The 22,660-nt window shown below is 68.2% G+C and carries 24 protein-coding genes; 13 read left to right on the plus strand and 11 right to left on the minus strand.

All coding sequences use genetic code 11. The annotated features are described in order from the left end of the window. Positions 1-71: 71 nt before the first annotated feature. The 5 genes from nadA (at position 72) to GGQ61_RS14735 (ending at position 5,601) form a co-directional block, all read left to right on the plus strand. Positions 72-1,184, plus strand: coding sequence for a quinolinate synthase NadA (gene nadA, locus GGQ61_RS14715; protein WP_183774157.1), 1,113 nt, complete (start codon positions 72-74; stop codon positions 1,182-1,184). Continuing rightward, complete coding sequence (locus GGQ61_RS14720) at positions 1,181-2,698, plus strand: L-aspartate oxidase (RefSeq protein ID WP_246370960.1); 1,518 nt, start codon at positions 1,181-1,183, stop codon at positions 2,696-2,698. The genes nadA and GGQ61_RS14720 overlap by 4 nt, the downstream gene beginning before the upstream one ends. Continuing rightward, positions 2,695-3,540 (plus strand): carboxylating nicotinate-nucleotide diphosphorylase, encoded by an 846-nt coding sequence (nadC, locus tag GGQ61_RS14725; protein ID WP_183774163.1) that lies wholly within the window; start codon positions 2,695-2,697, stop codon positions 3,538-3,540. The genes GGQ61_RS14720 and nadC overlap by 4 nt, the downstream gene beginning before the upstream one ends. Positions 3,541-3,601: 61 nt before the next feature. After that, positions 3,602-3,811: a hypothetical protein gene (locus GGQ61_RS14730; protein ID WP_183774166.1), complete on the plus strand. Its 210-nt coding sequence runs from the start codon at positions 3,602-3,604 to the stop codon at positions 3,809-3,811. Positions 3,812-3,915: 104 nt separating this feature from the next. After that, positions 3,916-5,601, plus strand: a complete 1,686-nt coding sequence (locus GGQ61_RS14735) for an ATP-binding protein (protein WP_183774169.1) — start codon at positions 3,916-3,918, stop codon at positions 5,599-5,601. Here the strand turns inward: GGQ61_RS14735 and GGQ61_RS14740 are convergent. Next, positions 5,598-6,290 carry a DJ-1/PfpI family protein gene (locus GGQ61_RS14740; RefSeq protein ID WP_183774172.1) on the minus strand — a complete coding sequence of 231 codons (693 nt, stop codon included), beginning with the start codon at positions 6,288-6,290 and terminating at the stop codon, positions 5,598-5,600. The genes GGQ61_RS14735 and GGQ61_RS14740 overlap by 4 nt on opposite strands. Before the next feature lie 82 nt (positions 6,291-6,372). On the opposite strand from GGQ61_RS14740, the gene GGQ61_RS14745 reads away from it, so the two are divergent. Beyond that, positions 6,373-7,314: a GlxA family transcriptional regulator gene (locus tag GGQ61_RS14745; RefSeq protein ID WP_183774175.1), complete on the plus strand. Its 942-nt coding sequence runs from the start codon at positions 6,373-6,375 to the stop codon at positions 7,312-7,314. Here GGQ61_RS14745 and GGQ61_RS14750 read toward each other — a convergent pair. Together GGQ61_RS14750 and GGQ61_RS14755 are read right to left on the minus strand one after the other, a co-directional pair. Beyond that, positions 7,311-7,871, minus strand: a complete 561-nt coding sequence (locus GGQ61_RS14750) for a DUF1003 domain-containing protein (RefSeq protein ID WP_183774178.1) — start codon at positions 7,869-7,871, stop codon at positions 7,311-7,313. The genes GGQ61_RS14745 and GGQ61_RS14750 overlap by 4 nt on opposite strands. Positions 7,872-7,962: 91 nt before the next feature. Further along, positions 7,963-8,979, minus strand: a complete 1,017-nt coding sequence (locus GGQ61_RS14755; RefSeq protein WP_246370939.1) for a cell wall hydrolase — start codon at positions 8,977-8,979, stop codon at positions 7,963-7,965. Here GGQ61_RS14755 and GGQ61_RS14760 point away from each other — a divergent pair. The 3 genes from GGQ61_RS14760 (at position 8,963) to GGQ61_RS14770 (ending at position 10,119) form a co-directional block, all read left to right on the plus strand. Then, positions 8,963-9,325, plus strand: a complete 363-nt coding sequence (locus GGQ61_RS14760) for a hypothetical protein (RefSeq protein ID WP_183774929.1) — start codon at positions 8,963-8,965, stop codon at positions 9,323-9,325. The genes GGQ61_RS14755 and GGQ61_RS14760 overlap by 17 nt on opposite strands. 4 nt (positions 9,326-9,329) lie before the next feature. Further along, positions 9,330-9,512, plus strand: coding sequence for a hypothetical protein (locus GGQ61_RS14765; protein WP_183774183.1), 183 nt, complete (start codon positions 9,330-9,332; stop codon positions 9,510-9,512). Positions 9,513-9,711: 199 nt separating this feature from the next. Then, complete coding sequence (locus GGQ61_RS14770) at positions 9,712-10,119, plus strand: hypothetical protein (protein WP_183774186.1); 408 nt, start codon at positions 9,712-9,714, stop codon at positions 10,117-10,119. Here the strand turns inward: GGQ61_RS14770 and GGQ61_RS14775 are convergent. The 3 genes from GGQ61_RS14775 to GGQ61_RS14785 are packed head-to-tail and all read right to left on the minus strand — an operon-like array spanning position 10,116 to position 12,825. Next, positions 10,116-11,033 carry a DUF6999 family protein gene (locus GGQ61_RS14775; RefSeq protein ID WP_183774189.1) on the minus strand — a complete coding sequence of 306 codons (918 nt, stop codon included), beginning with the start codon at positions 11,031-11,033 and terminating at the stop codon, positions 10,116-10,118. The two genes, GGQ61_RS14770 and GGQ61_RS14775, sit on opposite strands and share 4 nt — an antisense overlap. After that, positions 11,030-11,749 (minus strand): iron-containing redox enzyme family protein, encoded by a 720-nt coding sequence (locus GGQ61_RS14780; protein ID WP_183774192.1) that lies wholly within the window; start codon positions 11,747-11,749, stop codon positions 11,030-11,032. The genes GGQ61_RS14775 and GGQ61_RS14780 overlap by 4 nt, the downstream gene beginning before the upstream one ends. Continuing rightward, complete coding sequence (locus tag GGQ61_RS14785; protein WP_183774195.1) at positions 11,686-12,825, minus strand: beta-ketoacyl-ACP synthase III; 1,140 nt, start codon at positions 12,823-12,825, stop codon at positions 11,686-11,688. Before GGQ61_RS14785 ends, GGQ61_RS14780 begins: the two co-directional genes overlap by 64 nt. Positions 12,826-12,968: 143 nt before the next feature. On the opposite strand from GGQ61_RS14785, the gene uvrB reads away from it, so the two are divergent. The 3 genes from uvrB to GGQ61_RS14800 all read left to right on the plus strand — a co-directional run bounded on the left by uvrB (position 12,969) and on the right by GGQ61_RS14800 (position 16,087). Then, positions 12,969-15,212 (plus strand): excinuclease ABC subunit UvrB, encoded by a 2,244-nt coding sequence (gene uvrB / locus GGQ61_RS14790; RefSeq protein ID WP_183774857.1) that lies wholly within the window; start codon positions 12,969-12,971, stop codon positions 15,210-15,212. A 230-nt stretch (positions 15,213-15,442) separates the two neighbouring features. Further along, complete coding sequence (locus GGQ61_RS14795) at positions 15,443-15,733, plus strand: hypothetical protein (protein ID WP_183774198.1); 291 nt, start codon at positions 15,443-15,445, stop codon at positions 15,731-15,733. A gap of 57 nt (positions 15,734-15,790) precedes the next feature. After that, positions 15,791-16,087, plus strand: a complete 297-nt coding sequence (locus tag GGQ61_RS14800; protein WP_183774201.1) for a hypothetical protein — start codon at positions 15,791-15,793, stop codon at positions 16,085-16,087. On the opposite strand, the gene GGQ61_RS14805 is transcribed toward GGQ61_RS14800, so the two are convergent. Then, complete coding sequence (locus GGQ61_RS14805) at positions 16,084-16,359, minus strand: GNAT family N-acetyltransferase (protein WP_183774205.1); 276 nt, start codon at positions 16,357-16,359, stop codon at positions 16,084-16,086. The genes GGQ61_RS14800 and GGQ61_RS14805 overlap by 4 nt on opposite strands. A 69-nt stretch (positions 16,360-16,428) precedes the next feature. Here GGQ61_RS14805 and GGQ61_RS14810 point away from each other — a divergent pair, with 69 nt between their 5' ends. After that, entirely contained in the window at positions 16,429-16,995 is a 567-nt protein-coding gene (locus GGQ61_RS14810; RefSeq protein WP_183774208.1) for a DUF3617 domain-containing protein, read from the plus strand. Between the two features lie 3 nt (positions 16,996-16,998). On the opposite strand, the gene GGQ61_RS14815 is transcribed toward GGQ61_RS14810, so the two are convergent. From GGQ61_RS14815 to flgK, 4 genes are read right to left on the minus strand one after another with little or no spacing between them, the layout of a single operon-like run. Then, complete coding sequence (locus GGQ61_RS14815) at positions 16,999-18,189, minus strand: acetyl-CoA C-acyltransferase (protein WP_183774211.1); 1,191 nt, start codon at positions 18,187-18,189, stop codon at positions 16,999-17,001. Positions 18,190-18,237: 48 nt separating this feature from the next. Next, a complete protein-coding gene (gene mnmA, locus GGQ61_RS14820) occupies positions 18,238-19,398 on the minus strand; it encodes a tRNA 2-thiouridine(34) synthase MnmA (RefSeq protein ID WP_183774214.1) in 1,161 nt (386 codons plus the stop codon). A 55-nt stretch (positions 19,399-19,453) separates the two neighbouring features. Next, complete coding sequence (locus tag GGQ61_RS14825) at positions 19,454-20,380, minus strand: flagellin (RefSeq protein ID WP_183774217.1); 927 nt, start codon at positions 20,378-20,380, stop codon at positions 19,454-19,456. A 12-nt stretch (positions 20,381-20,392) separates the two neighbouring features. Next, the gene (gene flgK, locus GGQ61_RS14830) at positions 20,393-22,489 is read right to left on the minus strand and encodes a flagellar hook-associated protein FlgK (protein ID WP_183774220.1); all 2,097 of its coding nucleotides are present in this window, start codon (positions 22,487-22,489) and stop codon (positions 20,393-20,395) included. Positions 22,490-22,660: the final 171 nt, after the last annotated feature.

The following is a 22,660-nucleotide window of genomic DNA, read 5'->3' on the forward strand; positions in this document are numbered from 1 at the left end:
CGTTTTGAGCATAATCACGGACGCCGACGGGGCGCTGCAGAGATCCCGCGGCGTTTTTTGAGGCCGAAGAAATGCTCATTTTGAGCATAAGGAGGGATACAATGGCTGACGGCTCGCAATTCGCGTTCACGCCTGCTGTCGAGGCCGCCACCTCCCCGATGTGGGAGAAGGTGAAGCATCACGTCACTCCGATGGAGTGGCGCCTCCACGCCCCGCTCATCGCCGAGATCAACCGCCTGAAGCGCGAGAAGAACGCGGTGATCCTCGCGCACAACTACATGACGCCCGAGATCTTCCATGGGGTCGGCGACTATGTCGGCGACAGCCTGGGCCTGGCCAAGGAAGCGGCGAAGTCGGACGCGGCGATCATCGTCCAGGCCGGCGTGCACTTCATGGCCGAAACCTCGAAGATCCTGTCGCCGGAAAAGACCATTCTGATCCCGGACCTGACTGCCGGCTGCAGCCTCGCCTCGTCGATCACCGGCGCTGACGTGCGCCTGATCAAGCAGCGCTATCCGGGCCTGCCGGTCGTCACCTACGTCAACACCACCGCCGACGTTAAGGCCGAGACCGACGTCTGCTGCACCAGCGCCAACGCGGTCCAGGTGGTCGAACACGTCGCCAAGGAATGCGGCGTCGACAAGGTCATCCTGATCCCCGACGAGTTCCTGGCCCGCAACGTCGCGCGCCAGACGGACGTCGGCATCATCGCCTGGAAGGGTCGCTGCGAGGTGCACGAGCGCTTCACGGCTGAGGACATCCTGGAGCTCAAGGCGTCCTATCCCAACGCCGAGATCCTCGCTCACCCGGAATGCCCGGCCGAGGTGCTGGAAGTCTCCGACTTCGCCGGCTCGACGGCGGCGATGAACGACTACGTGCTGCAACGCAAGCCCAAGCAGGTGGTGCTGATCACCGAATGCTCGATGGCCGACAACGTCGCCGCCGACGCGATCGGGACTGAGTTCGTGCGCCCCTGCAACCTCTGCCCGCACATGAAGAAGATCAGCCTCCAGAACATCTACGAGGCCCTGCTCCACAATCGTTTCGAGGTCACCGTCGATCCGGCGATCGCCGAACGCGCGCGGCTGGCCGTCCAGCGCATGGTCGATCTGCCGCCGCCGGCGGTTCCGGCCCGCTATGACCTGGTGAAGGCCCGTCACCACGTGGACGTCGAGTTGATCTGATCATGGAGCGGATCAAGCACGACGGCGTGCTGATCGTCGGCGCCGGGCTGGCGGGGCTGTCCGCAGCTCTGGCCGCCGCGCCGCGAAAGGCCCTGGTCCTGACCGGCGCCCCGCTGAGCCAAGGCTGCTCCTCGGCATGGGCGCAGGGCGGCATGGCCGCCGCCCTCGGCAGCGACGACGCCCCGGACCTGCACGCAGCCGACACCGTCGCGGCCGGCGCAGGCCTGGTCGATCCCGCCATGGCCGCAATCCTGGCGCGGGAAGGCCCGCAGGCCGTTCGCACCCTGGCCGCCCTCGGCGCGCCGTTCGACCGCACGGTCGATGGGGACTTCGCGACCAGCCTGGAGGCCGCCCACTCTCGCTCGCGCGTCGCCCGGGTGAAGGGCGACCAGGCCGGCCGCGCGATCATGGACGCGGTCATCGCCGCGACCCTGTCTTCACGCCATGTCACGGTTCGCGCCGGCTGCCGGCTGCGCGGCCTGCTCCGCGACGCCGAGGGCCGCGTGCGCGGGGTCCTGGCCGAAGAAGACGGGCAACTGATCGAATTCACCGCCCCGGCCACCATCCTGGCGACCGGCGGCGTCGGCGGCCTCTACGGCGTGACCACCACCCCGCCCGAGCTGAAGGGCGAGGGCCTGGCCCTGGCCGCCCTGGCCGGCGCGACCATCGCCGATCCCGAGTTCGTGCAGTTTCACCCGACCGCCATAGATATCGGCCGAGATCCCGCCCCCCTGGCGACCGAGGCCCTTCGCGGCGAAGGCGCCAAGCTGATCGACGGCGCCGGCGAGGCGTTCATGGGACGCTACCACCCCGACGCCGAGCTTGCGCCCCGCGACGTCGTGGCGCGCGCGATCCATGCCGAGCGCGAGGCGGGCCACGGGGCCTTCCTCGACGCCCGTGCAGCCGTTGGAAATCACTTCCCCGACGAGTTTCCGGCGGTGTTCGCCGCGTGCCTGTCCGGCGGCGTCGATCCGCGGGTGCAGCCGATCCCGGTCGCGCCGGCCTGCCACTACCACATGGGCGGGATCGTCACCGATGCAGACGGCGCGACCAGCCTGCCGGGCCTCTACGCCGCCGGCGAATGCGCCTCCACCGGCGTGCATGGCGCCAACCGGCTGGCCTCGAACTCGCTGCTGGAAGCCGCCGTGTTCGGCGCCCGCGCCGGCCGCGCCGCCGCTGCGTTCGAAGATCCCAAGACCCGGCCGCTGCGCGCGACCGCCGCGCCCGACCTGCCGAGCGAAGCGCTGGCCCGGTTGCGCGTCGCCATGAGCCGCGACGCCGGGGTCGTGCGCGACGCCGAGGGCCTCACCCGGCTGCTCGCGCTGATCGACGCCCTGGAGGCCGCCCACGGCCGCGCCCCTCCGCTCGTGGCCGCGCGCCTGGTCGCCCAGGCCGCCCTCGACCGGCCGGCCAGTCTCGGCGCCCACTTCCGCGCCGACGGGCCGGCCGACGCTGCGCCAGTCCGCACCTTCCTCAACCTGGCCCCTCCGGCCTCCAGCATCGCGGCCGAATGATCGCTCCCATTCCTGACCTGCTCATCCAGCCGGTGGTGTCCGCCGCCCTGGCCGAAGACCTCGGCCGCGCCGGCGACGTCACCGCCCAGGCCTGCATCGCGGCCGACGCGCGGCTGGACGCCGTGTTCGCCGCCCGCCAGAACGGCGTCGTCGCCGGCCTGGCCTGCGCACGGCTCGCCGCGCTGGCGCTCGATCCCGCGGCCAAGTTCGAGGCCATGGTCGCCGACGGTGACGCGATCCACCCCGGCCAAGTCCTGGCGAAGGTCGAAGCCAACGCCCGAGCCCTGCTGTCGGCCGAGCGCACCGCCCTCAATCTGCTCGGCCGCCTGTCCGGCGTCGCCACCCTGGCCCGCGACTACGTCCAGGCGGTCGCCGGCACGGGCGCGCGCATCGCCGACACGCGCAAGACCACGCCGGGCCTGCGCCACCTGGAGAAGTACGCCGTGCGATGCGGCGGCGGCCTCAACCACCGCTTCGGCCTCGATGATGCGATCCTGATCAAGGACAACCACGTCGCCGCCTGCGGCGGGGTCGGCGAAGCGCTCAAGCGCGCCCGCGCAGCGGCCGGTCATCTGATGAAGATCGAGGTCGAGGTCGATAGCCTGGCGCAGCTCGAAGAGGCTCTGCCGCATCGGCCGGACGTCATCATGCTGGACAATTTCAGCCTGGAGGATCTGGCCAAGGCGGTCGCCATGACCGCCGGCGCCGTCACGCTGGAGGCCTCGGGAGGGGTCAACCTGCAGACGGTCGGCGGCATCGCCCGGACCGGGGTTCAGGTGATCAGCGTCGGCGCTCTCACCCACTCGGCCAGCGTGCTCGACATCGGCCTCGACGCCGTCTGAGCCGGGAACAAGCCGGCCCAAGGGCTGTTCCCTTCCAGGTCACTGGAAGAAGGAGTCCCTCATGAGCAAAGCGCCCCCGATCCCGAAGGAACAACAGTCCTTCCGCGGCCAACGCCCCGACATCCAGGGCGAGGACCGCGACCGCCGAGACGCCAAGACCGGCGTCCACTCGGCCGGCCACGGCGACGACTTCAACATCAAGAGCCAGGGCCGCCAGGGCAACATTCATCAGAACGTCGATACAGTGCACGCCCGTACGCAGGACCGCTGATCACGCACCTCAAGATAGCAACGTTACCCGACCGCCACCTCTAGCGCGTTAAGCCTCTCTTGCGCATTCGCGTGCAACGTGCGTCGCAAGTGGTGGGCGGCGTAATGAAGTTACCGGTTTTTGAGTTCGACGAGGGCTTCGACGGCGTCGCGCGCGCCGCGCGCCGGATGGCTCCGTCGCGTTGGATTACGGTGGCGGTCTACGCCATCCTCGTGGCCTGGACCCTGTCACCGGCGGTCGCCGCCGGGTGGGTCGCGTTCTTCGCGTTCGGCGAGGCCTGGACGATGATCGCCACCGCGCCGCATGCGCGCGGCGTCCCGACCCGCGCGCAGCGCATATCGTACCTGGGATCGGCGCTGGCTCTAAATGGCGTCTGGGTCGGCCTCGGCGTCGCCTATTGGGTGGCCGACTTTTCGGGCTCTGAATATTTCGCCCTGCTAGTCTGGTCGGCGCTGCTGCTCAACGGCATGAGCCACGCCTACCGATCGCCGCTCGCCTCGCTCGTCTTCGGCGCGCCGAGCGGGCTCTGCATCCTACTCGCCCCACTGTTCTTCCCCCGCTTCCACGGCGCCCAGCAGGCGTTCGTCGCCTTGGGGGTCATGGTCTATGTCGGCTATGCCATCGTTTCGGCGGCCCGCGGCGTCGCCGCTTCGCGCAAGCTGAACGCCGCCCTAGCCGACCTGGAGGACCAGACCCGCGCCGTGCGCGCCGCCAGCGAGGCCAAGTCGACCTTCCTGGCGATGATGAGTCACGAACTTCGCACCCCGATGAACGGGGTCCTCGGCATGGCTCACGCCCTCGACCGCACCAATCTGGACGCCCGTCAGGCGCAGTACGTGAAGACCCTGCTGCGATCCGGCGGCGGACTGATGACCATCCTCAACGACGTTCTGGACCTCGCCAAGATCGAAGCCGGCAAGTTCGACATCGACGCGCGCCCCTTCAACCTGCACCAGACGGTGGCGCGCACCATCGACCTCTGGAGCCACATGGCGCAGGACAAGGGTCTGGCTCTGATATGCGACCTGCCGGCCGATATTCCGCGCTGGACGTTCGGCGACGAAGCCCGCCTGCGCCAGATCCTGCAGAACCTGCTCTCCAACGCCGTGAAGTTCACGACCGCCGGCGAGGTCCGCCTCATCGTCCAGAGCACGGCCTCCGGGGTCGCGTTCACCGTGGCCGACACAGGCCCCGGCCTCGACGAAGCCGCTCAGTCGCGTCTGTTCCAGGGGTTCACCCAGGCCGACAGCAGCATCTCGCGCCGCTTCGGCGGCACGGGTCTGGGTCTCGCCATCTCCCGCGAACTGGCGCGGCTGATGGGCGGCGACCTGATCGTAGAGAGCCGCCTCGGCGAAGGCGCGCGCTTCACCCTGAACCTGCCGCTGTCCACGGCCGAGGCCGAGGAAGAGTTCTGCAACGGTCCCGACGATCTGGAGGCGGCCCTGCGCGTACTGGTCGTCGACGACAATCTCACCAATCAGGAGGTCGCCCGCGCCCTGCTGGAAGCCATCGGCGCCAGCGTCTCCACAGCATCCAGCGGCGCCGAGGGTCTGGCCCATCTGGATGACGCCGACTTCGACATCGTGCTGATGGACATTCATATGCCGGAGATGAACGGCATCGAGACCCTGGCGGCCATCCGCGCCGCCGGGCGCCAGACGCTTCCGGTCGTCGCCCTGACCGCCGACGCCATGACCGGCGAGCGCGAGCGACTCCTGGCGCTCGGCTTCAACGGTTATCTCAGCAAGCCGATCGAACCCTCGGCGCTGGTCCGCGCCCTGGCGGCCTAGGTCCGCGCGGCCCCCAACCGGGCGGCGACGGCCTCCACCGCCTCACGACGACCATTGGCGAACGGCTCCATCCGCGCCTTGACCGCCGCCAGGATTTCAGGGGACGCCAGTTCCGGACGCCCCGACGCGAAGGGCGGCGATGGCGCATACTCAAGCCCGAGTTGCACCGACTTGGCCAAGGTCTCGCCCGCCAGTTCAGCCATCAGCACAAAGGCGAAGTCCAGGCCCGCGGTGACGCCGCCGCCGGTGATGATGTCTCCGTCGCGGGCCACGCGGCTGTCGTCGACGATGGCGCCGAATGGGATCAGCAGATCGCGCCACGCCCAATGGCAGGCGGCCCGCTTGCCCTTGAGAAATCCCGCCGCCGCCAGGATCAGCGATCCGGTGCAGACGCTGGTCAGGTACTTGGCCTGGCATCCGAGCCGCCGGATCTGCGCCATGAAGGCCTCGTCCTGCATCGCGTCGGTGGTACCCAGACCGCCCGGCACGCAGAGCACGTCGCAACGGTCGATGGCCGTCAGGTCGGCGAGCCGCGAGAAGGTCAGGCCCTCGGCCTCGATGTCCTGCCCGCCTATCGAAGCGACCGCCACCTCCGCGTTGGGCAGGCGCGAGAGCACCTGGTGGGGACCGGTGAAGTCCAGGTGAGTGACGCCCGGATAGAGCGCGATGACGATCTGCAGCTTGGACATGGTGGTCTCCAAAGGCGTTTGACGCCCCACAGTGCACGACCTAGCTTCCGGCAGAAATGACAAACATCCCTCGTTTTTCGCCATGACCCGCACGATCGGCCTGCTCGTATTTCCGGACTTCCAGATCCTCGACGCCACCGGCCCAATCGCGGTGTTCGAAATCGCCGCCCGGTTCGTGCCCGAGGCTTATGCGCTGCGGGTCATGGCCCGCGCTCCTGGTCCGGTCGCCTCGAGCTCGGGCGTCCAGGTGATGGCTGGACCGTTGGACGAAACGCCGCTCGACACGCTGGTGGTCGCCGGCGGGGAAGGCACGCGCGGACCGGCCATTTGCGCACTCACCCTCGATTGGGTGCGCGGCGCGTCGGCGCGCAGCCGCCGAACCGCCAGCGTCTGCTCCGGGGCCTACATCCTGGCCGAGGCCGGTCTCTTGGACGGGCGGCGCGCCACCACCCACTGGCAGCGCTGCCCGGACTTCGCCCGCCGCTATCCCAAGGTGCGGCTGGAGCCAGACCGCATCTTCGTGCGCGACGGCGACGTCTGGTCTTCGGCGGGGATCACCGCAGGCATCGACCTGTGCCTAGCCCTGGTCGCCGAAGACCACGGCGAGGATCTGGCCCGCGCCGTCGCCCAGCAACTCGTGGTCTATCATCGCCGGCCGGGCGGCCAATCCCAGTTCTCGGCCTTGCTGGAAATGGGCGGCCAGGGCGGCCGCTTCGCCCCCCTGCTCGACTGGATGCGCGAGCGGCTCGCCGAGCCGCTCAACGTCGAGCGTCTCGCCGACCAGGCGGCGATGAGCCCCCGGCACTTCGCCCGCGCCTTCGCGGCCGAGACCGGCATGACCCCGGCCAAGGCGGTGGAGCGCCTGCGACTGGAGACCGCGCGTGAACGGGTGGAGGGATCGGCCGACCCGATCGACCGTGTGGCTGCGGCGACCGGCTTCGGCGATCCCGAGCGGATGCGCAGAGCCTTTCTGCGCGCCTTTGGCCAGCCGCCGCAGGCGCTGCGGCGCGCGGCGCGCGCTTAGCGGCGGCCCGCGGACAGCTCCGCGACCTCCTGTGTCAGCCGTTCGATGCGATCACCCTGCTCCACCAGCAGCGCCATCAATTCCTCGCCTCGCAGGGCGTCGAGTTTGTCGTGCAGGCGCAGAATCTCGAGTTCGGCGCGCAGGTTCACGACATAGTCGTACTCGGCCGCTTTCCGGTCGGTCACGCTCTGCCGGTTCTGACTCATCATGATCACCGGCGCCTGCAGAGCGGCGAGCGTCGAGAGCACCAGGTTCAGGAAAATGAACGGATAGGGGTCGAAGGCCAGGTGAAGCGCCGGGGTCGCCAGGTTCCAGGCCATCCACAGCAGCAGCGCCGCGCCGAAGCCGGCGATGAAGGCCCATGAGCCCCCGAATGCAGCCACGCGATCGGCCAGGCGCTCCCCGAACCGCCGGTCATCACGGGTGAGACCCGGCGCGCGGCTGGGTGTCTCCGTGACGATCAGGTCGATAACGCTCTTTTGGACCGGGTTAAGGGCCTCATAGCTGCAGTTGAGCAGGCCTCGGGCCAGCTCGTCACGCGCCGCCGCATCGCTCATCACGCCACCTCGCTCGACTCGCCCCGGTCATGTTCCCGGCGAGGAAGCATGGCGCAAGGCGTGATCGAGGAGAACGGCGGCGACCGTTCGCTTAGTCGTCGCCGACCATGGCGTCCGCTTCGGCGACGGGCCGCAGCGCCGGCGCCTTTGCGGTGTGAGCGGCGATCGGCAGCAGCTTCGGCGTCGCGGTGTCCGCTTCCTTGAGCAGTTCGGCCTTCTGGTCGGCCTGGCCGACGGCGTCGGGCTTGCGGTCGCTCTTGAGCAAGGCGGCGCGCATGTCGCCGGCGACCTCGATCGACGCCGGCGTCGGCGTCGCCGCATAGCTGGCGTAGTGGACGCGATCCTGCGCCTTCGGCGCCGCGCCGCCGCGTCCGACGCGGTAGAAGATGTGCATGCCGACCTCGGCCGTGCGCACCAGACGCGGCCCCCAGTTCGGCGCGACGTTCGTCGTGTGGAAGTGGGTGGCGTCGCCGATCGAGGCCATCACGTTGCCCGCCAGGGCCTTGGAGGCGACCTTTCGGGCCCGGTTCCACGCCGCGACCTCGCGGCCGCGCCGCATCGAGCCGTCGCAGGCGAAGCTGAACTGACAGCCGACGCGCTTGCCGGCGCCTTGGAACACCACGCCGCAGACGCTTTTGGGGAACGAAGGGTGGCGAACGCGGTTAAGGACTACCTGGGCGACAGCGGCCTGGCCGGCCGGCGTCTCGCCGCGGGCCTCGAAATAGACGGCCTGAGTCAGGCACTCGAGTTCGCGCGAGGTTTCCAGCGCCCCGGCCAGCCGGAACGGCGCGGCTGGCGGCACAGCGGCGTCGATCGCACCGCGCAGTGGAATTTCCGCCTTTGCATGGGGCGCCTTTTCCAGCCGCGCGGCGAGAATAGCGCTTTGGCGATCGCGTTGGGCGGCGCCGCTGACGGCCAAGGGGTCGTGCCGGCTGGCGACGCGCAAGACGCCGGGATCCATAGTCGCGGCCTGGAGGGTAGCTTCCGAAAAGCCGCCTTCGGCAGCGCGCGCGATCCGCGCAGCGCGGGCGTCGTCAGCGTCCGTGCGGGCCATGCCGCCGACCATGTATGTGGCGCCCAGGGCCAGGCCAATGCCTGAACCGATCAATGCGGCGCATGCCGGCACGCGCCAATCGGCGCGAGCCTTACTATTGAAATTCAAGAAGATCGTGTCCTGCGTGGCGAGGGCGATACCGCCCCCCGACATCGTCGTCGCGCAGGCCCCTGCTCATGCTGGCGGCGGCGCGACTGAGAGCCTGTCGATTACACGTGGAGTGACAGGCTACGGCGAAGTTGAGGCGGTTTATGACGATCACGGAGAGGATTCGCAATGGGATATTGCGTCGCAGCAGGTGATTTTTTTTCAGGTTTCGTTAACGACGCGAGCCCGCCCAGGGAACCTCCGCCATGCCCCGTCGTTCCCGCTGCGAAGCTTTCAGAACCCGGAGACGTGACCTAATGCGTAAGTCCCTTACCCTGCTGGCCGCCGCTGGACTCGCCCTCTCGCTGGCGGCTTGCGGGCACAACGTCGAGCAGCGTGCGGCCACCGGCGCGGCCGCGGGCGCGGTGGTCGGCGGGCCGGTCGGCGCGGTCGCCGGCGCGGCCGCAGGCACCGCCGTGAGCAAGGCTGCAGACAAGTAGATTCCGACAGGATCCTCTCCCCCGGACAGGATCGCACGCGCGCCGCGAGGGTGGAGCCTGCTTCACCCGACGCGGCGCGCACTTTTTTGACCCCCGTTCGCCGAACGAAGGTGGTTAATATTTGGCACGCATGCCAACTTGCGCCACCTAGCGGCGGTTCGCCACGGACGCGCCCAATTCTGATCTCAAACTGACGTTCATGCTGAAGCACGTCATCTTGCTGACAGTTGCGGTTGGGCTCGCCACGCCCGCCGTCGCCGCGCCGTCCTGGCGCGTGCAGCAGGCCTGCGCGATGCAGCGGTATCTCCGCGCCACCCCCGCCTTTCCGAGCCCGAGTTGGGGACGCGAGGCGACAAACGTCTCCACCGGCGGGGCTCGCGTCGCCATCGCCCGTCGTGAAGACGCCGCCGCCCGCGCCCAGTTCGATAGCGCCATGCGTTCGGGCCGCGCCTTCGCCGACCGCGCCGCCGAGCAACTCGCCATTCGCGAACGGATCAGCGAGGATGAGGCTCTGCGCCGCATCGGCGCCGACCCCGGCCCGTGGCCTCAGGTCACCGCCGCCAAGTGCGAGGCGCTCGAACGCCAGGCCCAGCGCACCGAGCGCTAAGCTGGCGTCGCGCCGATCGGATTGCGAGGATCCAGGCTCAGCCCCATGGCCTGACGATGCTTCAGCAGCCTCAGCCAGCCGTGGAACGCCTCGCAGTCGAGCCCGTGCATCATGAGCCTATGGCCGGCCGTCAGGGTCGAGAGGGGCACCATCGGGTGGCCGTTCTTGACGAACGACATGTGGTAGTCGGTGCCGAGGATCTTGCCGATATAGATGGCGATGGTCTCGTCCAGTTGCAGCGACTGCGCCGCCCGCACGAAGTCCGCGCGCGGCAGCATCAGCGCATAAAGCGGGGTGTAGGCCTCGATCGCCGTCTGCACGTCGGCGAAGTTCCGCCGGCGGGCCGGCAGCGGCGCCAGTTCGAAAGGCTCGTCGGAGATCATCGAGAAATCCGGCTGCTCGACCGGCGTCAGGTCCCGTCCCTGCGCGCGCAGGCTGGCGCTGAGCTGGATGATGAAATTGAAGATGTTCAGGTCATGCTGGAGGAAGACGTTGTCTTCCAGGTCCTTGAGAGTCCGCGGCCTCAGCGGGACCGTCTCCACCTCCACCGGACCGGCGTTCGCCTTGATGAAGGCCAGCAGTTCTGTGCCGATGTGGAAATGCCTCAGGATCAACGTGTTGGCGTCCGGCGACGCGAAGTTGCGCAGGCCCCAGTGAATCAGCCGATGCAGCGCCCCGTTCAGGTTCGGATGGTGCGGCGACAGCCCGCGCAGGATCTTCACCAGGATGAAGAACGCGAACACCGCCGGACGGGCGATCGGGAACAGCCAGCGCCGCGACCACGAGCGGTTGCCTCGTAACAGCGCCGATTTGGCCTCGGGCGCGATCGGCAGGCCCTGATCGAGATAGAGGGCCAGCCAGGGATCAGGATCGCGGGGATCGTACTTCGCGAGATCGAAGTCCGCGGTGCTCAAGCCGTCATCTCCTCGATCTGCAGTGCGTAGAGCCGAGCGGTCACCCGCGCGGTCTTGACGATCCGCTCGGCCGTCGCCGCGTCGGGCAGCACCAGACCCAGCATTTCCTCAAACTCCTTGATGTGCTCGGCGTCGTTCTCGCCGTGATAGAGCAGGAAGCGTACCGCCTCCTCGGGCAGGTCCAGCCGCTGGCGGGCCAGCGCGCCCCACTCGGCCGCCTTGATCGACCCCAGCCCTTCGATGATCCACATCGCGCCGAGCAGCCCGAAAGGGTTCGGCTTGGACGCCTCGTGGAACATCCAGGCCGACAGCGCCTCGGAGCCGACGTTCTTCTCGGCTCCCTGGATCGCGGTCAGTTCGCCGCCCGAAGCCACGAAGTCGGCCTCCAGCAGCCGGAAGTCGCGATGCTCAGTCACCGCATGGCGCATCAGGATCGAGCGCAACTCCAGGTGCTGCTCGTCGACGTTGGACGCGGCGCGGGACATCCACAGCGCCCCGTCTTTTACCTGCTGGCGCAGCCCGCTCAGGAAGGTCTGGTAGTCCAGGGTGAACCGCCCGCGGGTCAGCTTGCGGATAAGCGGCGTCTGCTCCAGCCGCCCCTCGAACTCGGTGAAGACGACCGCCAGCCGCCGCATCACGTCGCTGACGTCGTTCATCCCACCGCCTCCAGCAACATGAATCCCACAAAAGCCCGGCCGCTCTCCGGAACGACGCATAGCACTTGCTCGCCGGCCTTCAGTCGATCGGAGCGCAAGAATTCGTCCAGCATCACCCAGATCGAGGCCGAGCCGATGTTGCCGACCCGCGGCAGGTTCGAGAACCAGCGCGCCTCTGGGATCATCCCGGCCGTCGCCTCCAGCAGCGAGACGATCTCCTCGCGCAGCGAACGCGCCGAGTAGTGGCAGAGCAGGTGGTCCACCTCGCCGGGCGCGATGCGGCCCTCGTCCACCTTGGCCAGATAGACGCCCACCCAGGCGCGGATCACGCGCTTCAGCAGCTCGAAATCCTGCAGCAGCGCCACCGCGCCCTGAGCATGCGCCGCCGCCGGCCCAGCGAATGACCAGGTCGCCAGCGGGTCGGTCCGCCGCTCGACCGAGGCCCCCGCCCACATGCAGGGATCGAACCGGTCGGCCAGCGACACCAGGTCGATGAACTTCACCCGCAGGCTGAGGCCGTTCGGTCGCGGCGCGGGCTCCATCACCACCGCGCCGGCTCCGTCCGACAGGGTGAAGCGCAGATAGTCCGCCTCGGCGCGCAGCCGCCCCTTCTCGTCGACCAGCGCCGTGCCCTCGTAGAAGCTCGGCCGGAACCAGCGAGAGGAGAACTCGCTGGCGCCGGCGGCCGCCACCCTGTGCTCTCCGGCCCGCACCGACAGCCAGGCGGCCTTGGCCGCCATCAGCGACGATCCGCACACCGACTGGAAGCTGGCGATCTCGAGCGGCCCGGCGCCAAGTTCGCCGTGCACGTTGGCGGCATGGCCCGGCACCAGATAGTCGCCCTGGGTCGTCGCGGCCGCGAGGAACTGAAGGTCTTCCGGGCCGAGCCCCGCATCTTCGAGCGCCGCCTGGATCGCCTGCGCGCACATGCCGGCGTTCGAGTGCGTGGCCCGCCCCTGGTCGTCGAGCGCATAGTGGCGCGTCTCCACGCCGTTCCATCGCAGCGCTCGGCGGCCCAGCAGGCTTCCGCGGCCGCCAATCCGGCCCAGATGGTCCTCCATGCGGTCTATGGGGACCGGTGCTCCGGGCAGGAACGCGCCCGTGCCAGTGATGTAGACGTCCGACAGCTCAGTCATCGCCGCACGATGGCCACAGCCGCGCCCCGCCGTCGAGCATCCGATGCCGGCCAAGGGCTTGCGCGCCGGCTGACAGACTGCTGACAGGTTCTGGCGCGCGCCCGCGCTAGCGTCGGGCCGTGATCGATCCTACCTTGACGCTCATGCCCCGCTCAGCCGATCCCGGTCCTGGCGTCGCCGACATGTCGGCGAGCTTCGACTACGACGAATCCGCCATGCCGATGCTGTGGAAGCCGCACCGGCCCGCCCGCCCGGCAAAATCCGAGGGCGGCAAGCGGTTCAAGCTCGTCAGCGATTTCCAGCCGGCCGGCGACCAGCCGACCGCCATCGCCGACCTTGTGGCCGGTCTCGAGGGCCGCGAGCAGGACCAGGTGCTGCTGGGCGTCACCGGCTCGGGCAAGACCTTCACCATGGCCAAGGTGATCGAGGAGACCCAGCGCCCGGCGCTGATCCTCGCGCCCAACAAGACCCTGGCCGCCCAGCTTTATTCCGAGTTCAAGTCCTTTTTCCCCGATAATGCGGTCGAGTTCTTCGTCTCGTACTACGACTACTACCAGCCCGAGGCATACGTGCCGCGGACCGACACCTACATCGAGAAGGACTCTTCGATTAACGAGCAGATCGACCGGATGCGCCACTCGGCCACCCGTGCGATCCTTGAGCGCGACGACGTCATCGTCGTCGCCTCGGTGAGTTGCATCTACGGCATCGGCTCGGTCGAGACCTACACCGCCATGACCTTCACTATCGAGCCCGGCCAGAGGCTTGACGAGAAGCAGCTCATGGCCGACCTCGTGGCCCTCCAGTACAAGCGCAACGATCAGGCCTTCGAGCGCGGCTCGTTCCGCCGCCGCGGCGACACCATCGAGGTCTTCCCCGCCCACTACGAGGACCGCGCTTGGCGAATCTCGCTGTTCGGCGACGAGGTCGAGGCGATCAGCGAGTTCGATCCGCTGACCGGGAAGAAGACTGCCGACCTGCCGGGCATCAAGATCTACGCCAACAGCCACCACGTCACGCCGCGTCCGACCCTGAACCAAGCGGTCATCCAGATCCGTGACGAGTTGAAGGAAAGGCTCGACTGGCTGGTCGCCAACGGCAAGCTGCTGGAAGCCCAGCGGTTGGAACAGCGCACCACCTTCGACCTGGAGATGATCCAGGCCACTGGCTCCTGCGCCGGCATCGAGAACTACAGCCGCTTCCTCTCCGGCCGCCGACCGGGCGAGCCGCCGCCGACCTTCTTCGAGTACATTCCCGAGAACGCCCTGCTCTTCATCGACGAGAGCCACCAGGCCGTACCGCAGATCGGGGCCATGTATCGCGGCGACTACCGGCGCAAGTTCACCCTGGCCGAGTACGGCTTCCGCCTCCCCTCCTGCCTCGACAACCGCCCGCTCAAGTTCGAGGAGTGGGACGCCATGCGGCCGCAGACGATCAACGTCTCGGCCACCCCGGCGGCCTGGGAGCTGGAACGCTCCGGAGGCGTCTTTGCCGAACAGGTCATCCGGCCCACCGGCCTGATCGACCCGCCGGTCGAGGTGCGCCCGGTCTCCAAGGACAATCACAGCCAGGTCGACGACGTCATCGCCGAGGCGCGCGACACGATTGCGAGGGGCTACCGCACCCTTATCACCGTCCTGACCAAGAAGATGGCCGAGGACCTGACCGAATACATGCACGAGCAGGGCCTGCGGGTCCGCTACATGCACTCGGACATCGACACGATGGAGCGGATCGAGATCATCCGCGACCTGCGGCTCGGCGCCTTCGACGTGCTGATCGGCATCAACCTGCTGCGCGAGGGTCTCGACATCCCCGAGGTCGGGCTCGTCGCCATTCTCGACGCCGACAAGGAAGGCTTCCTGCGTTCGGAGACCTCGCTGATCCAGACCATCGGCCGCGCGGCCCGGAATGTCGACGGCAAGGTCATTCTCTACGCCGACCACATCACCGGCTCCATGGAACGGGCCATGGCTGAGACCCAGCGCCGCCGCGAGAAGCAGGAGGCTTACAACCTCCAGCACGGCATCACGCCGGAAAGCGTGAAGAGCCAGATCAAGGAAATCCTCGCTTCGCCCTACGAGAAGGACCGGGTGCTGGTGCCCGTCGGCGTGGCCGAGGACGCCGGCAAGCCGTTCCTGGGCGACAACTTCAAGGCCACCCTGCGCGACCTCGAGGCCAAGATGCGTCAGGCCGCCGCCGACCTGGAATTCGAGACCGCCGCGCGCCTGCGCGACGAGATCAAGCGCCTCAAGCTGCTGGACCTGGAGTTCGCAAACGACGCCCTCACCGGCGAGGGTGAGACCGCCGATCGCGAGGTGGTCAAGAAGGTCCGCGCCGAGGCCCGGGCCGAGAGCCAGGAGCGGTTCCGCAAGGGCAAACGCTAGCTGCGCAATAGGGATAACCCCTTGTTCGCGCTCGTAAAACAACCGAGCGTAGCGCCAGCTTGGCCCTACGCCTGTCACCCAAACTCCACAGTGCGACAGGCCGATATCGTTAAGTTTCGGACGGCCGGAACCACGGCCCCGCTTTGTGCGTAGTGGAGTCGATTGGGGGAGCGCTGTCGAGGCGGTCCGACGGGGGCCGCGGGCATGACGCTCTGCCTGGGGAAGAACCCATGACGCCTCCGCTTTCCGTGGTGGCCGACAACTCGGCCGACAAGTCCAAGCCGCTTACTGGCCGTGAGCTGTCCGAACGCATTCGGCGGCTCCAGGCGGAAGCCAAATCCCTGGCCCGCGAGCACATCCACGCCCTGAGCCTGGCCCTGATCGAGGTCGAGCGTCTGTCGGCCGAAATCTCCGACGGCGGCGAGGCCTATCCGGCCGGCGTGCGCGATCTGGCCCGGCGCATGGCCGAGGACTGCGAAGCCAAGGTCCAGACCCTCGAGGCGATCTCATCGCGCGCCTGACGGCTGGCGCGCATCCTGCAGCGTCGCTTCCAGACTGTGCAGCTTTGGGAGCGCCAGATGGTGAATCGGATGCGTGCGTCAGCGGCCCTCAGCGTAGTGGCCGGAAATCAAACCGCGACGGCGGCGCCCACCCTCGCCGAGCGCATCGGACGTCTGCAGGCGCAGGCGCGAAACCTCGCGCGCGAGCATATCGCCGCCCTCGAGGCCGCCATGGCCGAGGTCGAGCGCCTGTCCGGCGAGATCGCCGACGGCGGCGAGGCCTATCCTGTCGGCGTGCGCGAAATCGCCCGTCGGCTGGCCGCGGAGTGCGAGGCCGGCGGCAATACGATCAAGGCCCTGGCCGGCCGCTCCTAGGCGAGCAGTCCACGGAACTCGTGACTGCGTCGCAGCCACGCGGCCGCGAATCCGCAGATCGGCACGATTTTCAGGCCTCGGGCGCGGGCCTCGGCGGCCAATGCCGCCATCAGCCGTCCGGACGCGCCAGTGCCCCGCAACGGGACCGGGCTTTCGACATGATCGATGAACAGTCGGTCGCCCGTGAGCCGGTAATCGGCCCAGGAGGTCATGCCTTGCTCGGTCATCTCGAACCGCTGCTCGGCCTTGTTGTCTCGAAGTTCGCTGCTCATGGCCGTAATTTAACGCTTTCACGGAAGAATGGGTTCGGCCCGTCTACCGTACGGTGTCGAGGGGGACGTATGTACGCAATCCGAAATCTGCTCGGGACCGCCATCGCGGCCGTCGCCCTCGGCGGCTGCCAACCTGCTGCAGTGACCGATCCCGACGGCGTCATCCGCGCCAACATCGAGCGCCCGCCCCCGCGCCAGCCCGGTCTCTGGGAGACCCGCCTCGCCATCGGCGACACCGTCCAGACGACGCTCGTCTGCATCGACGAAAAGGTCGATCGCCAGGTCGATTGGATGGGCGCGCAGGGCACGCGCGACAACTGCAGCCAAAACGGCGTCACCCGCCAGGAAGACAACTCCCTGCGCTTCGCCTCGGTCTGCGACATGGGCGCCCGCGGCAAGGTGGTCACCAACGGCGTCGCCCGCGGCGACTTCTCGCTGCGCTACGAGGCCGAGGGAACTCAGATCACCACCGGCGCTCAGTTGCCGATCGCCAACGGCGAACGGGCGGTGAAGGTCGAGGCGGCCTGGAAGGGCGCCTGCCCCAAGGAATGGCATCCTGGCGACATGTCGATCCCCAGCGGCGTCCGCTACGACGCCGCCGCCATGGGAGCGACAGCTCACGCCGCCGGTCGCTAGGGCCTAGACCAGCTCCACCGCCATCGCGGTGGCTTCGCCGCCGCCGATGCAAAGGCTGGCGACGCCGCGCTTGCCGCCGCGGGCCTCGAGCGCGGAAATCAGGGTGGCCAGGATACGCGCGCCGCTGGCGCCGATCGGGTGGCCCAGCGCGCAGGCGCCGCCGTTGACGTTCAGCTTGGCGCGGTCGATGCCCAGCTCGCGTTCGGCGATCATCGCCACCACCGCGAAGGCCTCGTTGACTTCGAACAGATCGACGTCCTCGACGCGCCAGCCCGCCTTCTTCAGCGCCTTCTGCATGGCCGGCACCGGGGCCGTGGTGAACAGCCCCGGCTCGTGGGCGTGCGCCGCATGGCTCACCACCTTTGCGACCACCTTCAGACCGAGCTTGTCGGCGACCGAGGCGCGGGTCATCACCAGCGCCGCCGCGCCGTCCGAGATCGACGAGGCGTTGGCCGCCGTGATCGCCCCGTCCTTGCCGAACGCCGGCTTCAATGTCGGGATCTTGGCCGGATCGGCCTTCAACGGCTGCTCGTCGGCCGCGACCGTCTCGCTGCCCTTACGAGTCGTAACCTCGACCGGCACGATCTCACGGGCGAAGGCGCCGCTCTCGGTCGCCGCCCGGGCCCGGGCGAGCGAGGAGATCGCGAACTCATCCATCGCCTCGCGCGTGAACTGATAGGTGCGCGCCGTCTCGTCGGCGAACGAGCCCATCAGGCGGCCTGGCTCGTAGGCGTCTTCCAGACCGTCCAGGTACATATGGTCGAACGCCGTATCGTGACCGATCCGCGCGCCGCCACGATGCTTATTCAGCAGATACGGCGCGTTGGTCATGCTCTCCATGCCGCCCGCGATCACGATGTCGGCGCTGCCAGCCGACAGGGCGTCATGGGCCATGATCGCGGCCTGCATGCCCGAGCCGCACATCTTGTTCAGGGTGGTGGCCTCGACCGAGGTCGGCAGGCCCGCGCCCAGCGCCGCCTGGCGGGCCGGCGCCTGGCCGAGCCCGGCCGGCAGCACGCAGCCCATGAAGATCTGTTCGACCGCCTCGGGCGACACCCCTGCCCGCTCGACGGCGGCACGGACGGCGGCGGCGCCGAGTTCGGTGGCCTTGAGCGCGCTCAGCGCGCCCTGGAAGCTCCCCATCGGGGTGCGAGCATAGGAGGCGATGACGACGGGATCAACGGCTTGGGTCATGCCAACGATATAATTCGCCGCCTGGCGAATTGGAATGCTGCCGCAGCGTCAGCCGGCGGCGCGTTCCGTCGCGTCGATGAAGCCGCCGCCCAGCACCCGTTCCGGCTGCTCGGGCGCATAGAGCACGCAGGCCTGGCCGGGAGCCACGCCTTCTTCGGGGGTGTCCAGTTCGACCGCCGCCACGCCGCCGCGCAGCGCCAGGCGACCGGGCACGGGCTCGCGGGTGGAGCGCACGCGCGCCAACACCGGCCGACCGACTGCGCCCGTCATGTCGTCGCCTTCGCCCAGCCAGTTGGTTTCCTTCAGCGTCAGGGCGCTGGTCAGCAGCGCTTCGCGCGGGCCGACGATGACCTGGCGCTTGTCGGCGTCGATCTTGACCACGAACAGAGGGTCGCCGACCGCGATGTTGAGGCCGCGGCGCTGGCCGATCGTGTAGCGGGTGACGCCTTCGTGGCGGCCGAGCACCCGGCCGTCCATGTGCACGACGTCGCCCGCTTCCGCGCCTTGCGGGCGCAGGCGGTCGATGATCGTCGTGTAACGGCCTTCCGGCACGAAGCAGATGTCCTGGCTGTCGGGCTTGTCCGCCGCCGCTAGGCCGAGTTCCGCCGCCACCCGCCGCACCTCTAGCTTGGGCAGCCCGCCCAGCGGGAAGCGCAGGAAGTCGAGCTGGTTGCGCGTCGTCGCGAAAAGGAAGTAGCTTTGATCTCGGGCCGGGTCGGTTGCACGCAGCAATTGCGGCCCGTGTCGGCCCTCGGCGCGCTGCACGTAGTGCCCGGTCGCCATGGCCTCAGCGCCGAGATCGCGGGCCACGTCCAGCAGATCGCGGAACTTCACAGTCTGATTGCAGCGGATGCACGGAACGGGCGTCTCACCGCGCAGGTACGCGTCGGCGAAATCCTCGATGACCTGCTGCTTGAACTTGCTTTCGTAGTCGAGGACGTAGTGCGGGATGCCGATGACGTCGGCGGCCGTCCGCGCGTCATGGATATCCTGCCCCGCGCAGCAGGCGCCCTTCTTCTGGATCGCCGCGCCATGATCGTAGAGCTGCAGGGTCACGCCCACGACATCGTAGCCGGCCCTGGCCAACAGGGCGGCGGTGACGGTGGAGTCCACACCGCCGGACATGGCCGCGACGACCCGCGCGCCGGGCCTCAGGCCCACGGCGGCGCGCGCGGCTTCCACGGCGGCGTCTGTGAAAAGCGCGTTCATGGCGCGCTATGTAGCGGTTGGAGCCTCGATTTGCGAGGCCGCCGGCGTCAACGACCTACCTGAGCGCATTCAGCAGCGAAGAATCCCGCAGAGTAATGAAGACTTGCGTGGACGCCTGCAGCGCCAGGGTCGCCTTCTCGAGCTCGACCGAGGCCAGCGGCATGTTGGCGTCGACGATGTCGCCGATCATGCCCTTCAGACTGTTCTGGCGGGCGGTCAGGTCGACCTTCACGTCGTCCACCCGCGCCTGCACCATCCCGTTCCGCGCGGTCTTGTCGATGATGTCGCTGGAGACCGTGTCCCAACTGGCCAGTTCGTTGGTCAGGAAGGTCCGCTGAGCGTCGGTCATCGTGCCGCCGAACGGCGTCGCCTCGTGGAACGCCTGCAGCGTCTTGAAGGCCTGCAGCATCTGCGTCCCCAGGTCGTCGGCCAGCAGCCCGGTCTTCACCGTGGTCGCGTCGTCGACCTTGTGCTCGGTGATGAAGTCGTCGTTCTGGAAGAAATCGGCGATCGCCGGGGTCAACGGGTCGGTCAGGTCCGAGAGGGCCTGCGCTGTGACCGGCAGGGTGTCGATCTTGCCGCCTGCGAACAGGTACTTGCCGCCGTAGCGGGAGTTCATCGACGAAACGGCGTTGCGGAACTGCGCTTCGATTTCCTGCATCAGAGTGTCGGTGCGGCCCGTGGCGATCGCCTCTTCGATCGCCTGCTTGGTCCCGGCCGCCGCGTCGGCCAGCTGGGTCATCGCGAAGTCCTGGGTGGTCAGCTTGTCGGCGATCAGCTTGTTCTGGTCGAGATAGCCGCCGATGCGGGTCTCCACCGAACGCATGGCCGTAAGCATCTCGGCGTTGCGCGAGTAGTCCTTGAGGTTCGCCCCGTTCTCCTGGGTCGCCACGCGGTCGCCCGCGTTCATCTGCTTCTGCTGGGCGAGCATGATGTTCCGAAGAACCAAGCTGTAGTTGCCGCCGGTCGTGACGCGATACATCGTCAGGCTCCGTTAAACCATGTTCGTCAGGACGTCGAACAGCTCCTTCGCCGCCTGGATCATGCGGGCGGAAGCGTTGAAGGCCTGTTGATAAGTCGTCAGTCGAACGAGTTCTTCATCGACGTTCACGCCCTCGATGGCGTCGCGGCGCGCCTGGGCTTCATTGGACACCGACGCCGCGGCGCTCTTGCGGTTGTCCGCGGCCTCAGCCTGACGGCCGATGGAGCCGCCGAACTCCGCCGCGTAGCGCGACAGGGTCATGGTCACCGTGCCGAGCGTCCCGGCCGGTGAGAAGGTCGTGGTGGCGTCGCCGGCCGCGGCCAGCAGCCGCGCGCCGCGGCCGTCGCCGGCCGTGACAGCGGGCTTTCCGGCCGCCACCGACAGGTCCAGCGTGGCCAGGCCGAGCTTCATCGGATCCTGGGCGATCTTCGAGTCCACCAGAAAGCTGCTGGCGCGCCCGTTGCGAACGATCACCCCCAGGCCGAACAGCTGGCTCATCGACGGCCCGGTCGCCCCACGCTGCGTCTGGTCCTGGGTGATGGAGAGCGTGGCGTTCTGCGGCGCGGAGCCGGTGAAGGTCAGCGCGCCCTTGGAATCGAGGCTGAACGCGCCGTTGACCCCGACGCCGGTCGCCGGGTCGTTCAACGCCGCAATCAGGTCGTCCATCGAGGTGACGGGGGGCCCTGGCACGGTGAAGGTCATGTCGCGGATCGGCTTGCCGTCTGCCTGGGCCAGTCGGAAGCTGATGGTCTGGCCGGGCGTGAAGCCGTGCGGGTCGGTCCCCCGCAGCCCGGTCTCGTAGCTCATCATGCCGCCGGACCGGACGAGGTCGTTCAGCCCGAAGAAGTGCGAGAAGCCGCGTCCCGCCTTGGCCGACGTGCCCTCGTCGATGGCGATGCGGTTGTCGCCGACCCCGGCGATGCTCAAGGCGCCGTTGCTGAAACTGGCCGTAGCCGCCCCGCCCATCGCTGTGTTCAGGCTGGTAAGGAAGCTGGCCGGCGTGAAGGCGCCGCCCGGAACCATGGTCCCGGCGTCGAAGTCGATGTCGACGCGGCTCTGGACGACGCCGTCTTTGTCGAGGATCGCCACCGTCGTCTTGCCGGTGAACCCGCCTACCGCCGTCGGCAGGTCCAGGCCGGTATCGCGGCCGTTCATCACCTTCGGCGGCGGCGAGGCGCTGGTCTTGTTGTGCGCCGCATTGATCTGCTCGACCGTGCGAGAGATGAACTCGCCGAGCTGGTCGGCCATGCCCGGCAGTGTGGTGTCGCGCAGGTCCATGAGGCCGCGGATTTCGCCGCCCGAGATCTGGATCGGTTGCGGAAAACCGACGCCCCCTTCCGGCTCGACCGCGATGTAGCCCTTGGTGGCGTCGGTGCGGTTGTAGCTCAGGGTCGCGGCCTTGCCGTCGCCGGCGAGCAGCAGCCCCTCGGATGAGCGGACGGTCACCCCGCCGTTGGTGCGCTGCGCCACCTGCACGTTCATCAGCGTGGCCAGTTCGTCGACCAGCTGGCTCTGGATGTTTTCCGAGCCCGACGCATCGCCGCTGGTCAGCTTGGCGCGGCTGATGTCGGCGTTCATCTGGTTGATCTGGCGCAACAGATCATTGATGCGGTTCACGTTCGAGGAGATCCGCGCATCGACCGTCTCGCCGAGTTCGTTGATCTGGGCGTTGATGCGGCCGGTCTCCGTCAGGAAATCCTCGACCTTCGAAATCCCCTGACTGCGCAGCAGGCTCGACGACGGATCGTCAGCCGCCGCGGCGAAAGCCGTAAAGATCTGGTCCAGGCGCGAGAAGTAGAATGTCTCTTTGCCAGGATTGCCGAACAGGCTCTGCGCGTTGTCGAGGTATTGCGAGAACACATCCCATCGCGAAGCGTCTGAGGACGCCGTCAGCGAGGCGAGCTGCAAATACTGGTCGGTGATCCGCCGGACGCCCTGGATGTCGACGCCCATGCCCTGGCCGCCGACGACCAGCGGCGTCTGATCGACCTGCTTGCGCACGTAACCGGACGTGTTGACGTTGGCGATGTTGTCCGACGTGACGCGCAGGTTCATCTGGGCCGCATTCAGCCCGGACGAAGCCGTCTTCAGCATAGCGGTCAGTGACACGGTTTACCCTCCGCCCGGCAAAGCCTGACGCGCGACCCGGCGAAATCTGCCGGGATATTGATGAACGCCCGCGCGTGGGCCATGCGAAAATCCAATCTTTTCAACGAAATCCGTTTTGGAGCTCGCCGAACCGCGAAAACACGGCGCAAGACCGGCGCCAGTCCCTCGCGG

Source organism: Phenylobacterium haematophilum, from assembly GCF_014196295.1.
Lineage (GTDB): Bacteria > Pseudomonadota > Alphaproteobacteria > Caulobacterales > Caulobacteraceae > Phenylobacterium > Phenylobacterium haematophilum.